Origin of the sequence: Bartonella sp. CL25QHWL, assembly GCF_042195335.1 — a bacterium.
Classification (GTDB): domain Bacteria; phylum Pseudomonadota; class Alphaproteobacteria; order Rhizobiales; family Rhizobiaceae; genus Bartonella.
Window position 1 is genome coordinate 463 of sequence record NZ_JBHIOE010000041.1, and the last position, 3068, is coordinate 3530.

The 3068-nt window shown below is 47.2% G+C and carries 3 protein-coding genes; all 3 read left to right on the plus strand.

What is annotated here, in order from left to right; genetic code table 11:
* Positions 1-38 precede the first annotated feature (38 nt).
* Positions 39-557 carry a phage major tail tube protein gene (locus ACFILY_RS09180; RefSeq protein ID WP_375631781.1) on the plus strand — a complete coding sequence of 173 codons (519 nt, stop codon included), beginning with the start codon at positions 39-41 and terminating at the stop codon, positions 555-557.
* A gap of 9 nt (positions 558-566) precedes the next feature.
* Positions 567-980, plus strand: coding sequence for a hypothetical protein (locus ACFILY_RS09185; protein ID WP_375631783.1), 414 nt, complete (start codon positions 567-569; stop codon positions 978-980).
* A gap of 131 nt (positions 981-1111) precedes the next feature.
* Positions 1112-3068, plus strand: a 1957-nt coding sequence (locus tag ACFILY_RS09190) for a phage tail tape measure protein (protein WP_375673344.1), incomplete at its 3' end; no start/stop codon positions are given.

Sequence of the window (3068 nt, forward strand, 5' to 3'; positions counted from 1 at the left end):
CGCTTGAAACTTATCGCAAAGCAGCAAGGAGTTAAAGCATGACTTTACGCATTGTACGCGGTTTTACCTTGATTATTGATGATGATGTGAATCTACATCTTGATCTTGAAACCCTCAAATTACCTACGTTGGAAGAAATCACCGAAACCTATCAACCAGGGGGCTCTGATATGCAGATTGATGTGAGCGGTCTTGGTGTGAAAGCTTTGAGCATGCAAATGAAAATCCGCAGCCATACCCCTGAGGTCATCGGTATTTTTGGTGGTCCCCCTGGTCTTCGTCATAAATTCACTGGCAAAAAACATGTGATCTCTGAAGAAGATGGGCGTGAGCATGAACATTCCATTGATGTGACAGGGCGGTTGGTCAAAGTCGATAGCGAAGGCTTAACAGCTGGAAAAGCGACAGGCTATGATTGCGAGATCAAAAATGTTTGGGACTATACGGAATTTTGGGATGGTTCTGTTTTGCACCGCTTTTCCTTTAAACGGGGCGGCTGGCTTGTCCGCAATGGGCAAGAGATCGGTTCTCGCCGCCGCTCTATTCTCAACTTATAGGAATTGATCATGACAAGTTTACAAACCAGCATTGACGTGGAATTGCAGGTTCCGCTTCCTTATCAAGATAAAAGTGGCAAAGAATCTCTCTGCAAGAAACTGACCTTTTATCGCCCCACTTTTAAGCATGCCAAGCAATTAGCGGTGCTCATTGGACCACAATTGACAGAGCTGCTGCTTCCTGAGTTTGGAGAGCAAAAAACAACTTTGAGCAATGATGTGCTTATCACGAAGCTTTCTCAAGTTTTGTTCACAAGTGAGGCAACAGAAGGCATCACAGCACTTTTGGCTGATATGTCACGTGAATCTATTGAATTGATTGATCGAGTTGATGTGATGGATATTGTCGCAATATTGAAGGCTTTTTTTGTTTTTTTTACGCAACGCCAATCCTCTCTGCCAGACAATTTGGGGCAGAACTAGCCCTTTATTATCACTGGGCGCCTTCAGAGATTAACCAGATGGATTGGCTGGATGTGATTGCCTATCGAGAAGAACTCGCGCGCCTGAAAGCTCAAGAATATGAAAGCCATCAGTTAGGATAAAGAATCGTCATGGATGTTTCCCTTGTTGTGCGTTTTGTCAATCATCTGCAAGAGGGGATAGCTTCTGCCAAGCGTGATCTTGCAGCCTTTAGTTCAGATGTTGCGCATTTCCAAAACAAGACAAGGCAGCATTTTAAAGGGTGGTTTGACCCTGAGCATCTTGAGGATGCGACAAAGAATGCGGAAAATGCTTTTATCCAAGCGCGGGGGCGCATGGTGGGTGCCATTGCGCAAACAGCAACCTTAATTGCACCGCTCTATAAAGCCATGCAATTTGATCAATCGATGAAGGGCTTGGAAAAGGTTCTCGATGCCCCCCTTAATCGCTTAAAGGAATTGCGCCGTTTTGCGCTTGAAACCTCCACCAAGATTCCGCTAGCGGCGCGTGAAGTCTTAGAATTGATGACCAGTGCCAGCCAAGCAGGGATTGGTGAACAAGATCTAGAAGCTTTTAGCATTTACGCCGCTAAAGCAGCTGTAGCTTTTGATATGACGGGAGATCAGATTGGGGAGCGCTTTGCGAAATTGCGCGATGTCTTTAAGCTTAATCAGGTAGGCATTGAAGATCTAGGCGATGCTATCAATCATCTCTCTAATCACATGGCGGCAAAGGCCAGTGAAGTGTCTGATTTTACCAATCGTGCCACCGGTGCGGCAACCATGTTTAAGTTGACAGCGCGCGAAACTGCGGCATTTGGTACGGCGATGATTTCTGCTGGGATTGTTCCTGAGAGTGCCGCGCGTGGTTTTAATGCCATGAGTGCGCGCATTCAGGCAGGGGGCAAACATATTGAAGATGCTTTTGCCAATATCGGGCTTTCTCGCGAAAAATTCATGCAAGATCTGGACAAAGATGCCACCGGCACCTTGGTGCGCTTTTTTAATGTGTTGGGTAAATCCGAACAGGGGATGCGCTCGCTGATTGCCATTGCGGGGCGCGATTTTACCGGTGATTTTGCCAAATTGGTGGGTAACCCCGAATTGTTAGGGCAAGCTTTAGAGTATGTGAAAGATCCACAAGTCTTTAAAGGTTCGGTAGAACAAGAAGCAGACAAACAAGCAACCGGTGCCATGCGGCAATTTGAACTCTTACAAAACCGTATTGTGGCTCTGGGCATCACCATTGGTGAAGTGCTTCTGCCTCCTCTCAACAGTCTCATGGAAACTGTTGGTAATTTTACCAATGGGTTGATGGCGTGGGCGAATGCGCACCCAACTTTAACAAGCGCCATTATCAAAACCATTGCCGCCCTCATGGCTTTTAATATTGCTCTGCGCGTGTTGCGCTTTACTCTTGCTGGGACACGCCTTGGGCTTCTTCAATTGATGGGCTCTTTTATCAAGATGGGTGCTGTTAGTCGTGGTGTTGCTGCAAGCTGGCGGGGCTTAGCAGCCGCAGGGCGCTCGCTGGGTTTAATAGCAGCAAGCTTTGGTGGAAGTGCGCTGCGTCTTCTTCGCCCCATGACTTTACTGGTAGGGGCTTTACGGGGGATTGCTGTCTCAGGAAGTGCATTTGCTGCCTCTTTTGGTTGGATGGGGACAGTGATCGAAGTGGTTGGGGCAAGTCTTTCCTCTGTTGTGGGGGGTATTTTTACCCCGATCGGGGCGGTCATTGCTGCTGTTGTGGCTGTCATCCTTGCTGCTGGTTTTGCTTTGTGGAAATATTGGGATCGTTTTTCTTCTTTTGTCAAAGGTTTTGCACGGGGGGTATCTCGGGCTTGGGGGCGTGCCTTTGAAGCCGTCATGCGCTTTTTTGGTGCTGATACCACCACCATCACCAAATGGAAAAATATCATTGCTGCTGCTTTTGATTTCTCTCAAACTTGGCAAAAGTTTAAACAAGAGCTTAGCGCTGTTGTCGAGTGGTTTGGCAATTTGTGGGAGGGCGTTAAACAAAGCTTTTCCAACTTTTGGCAATGGTTGAAGAGTTTTTTTACACAGGAAAAGCTCTCGGATGCTGCCAAGG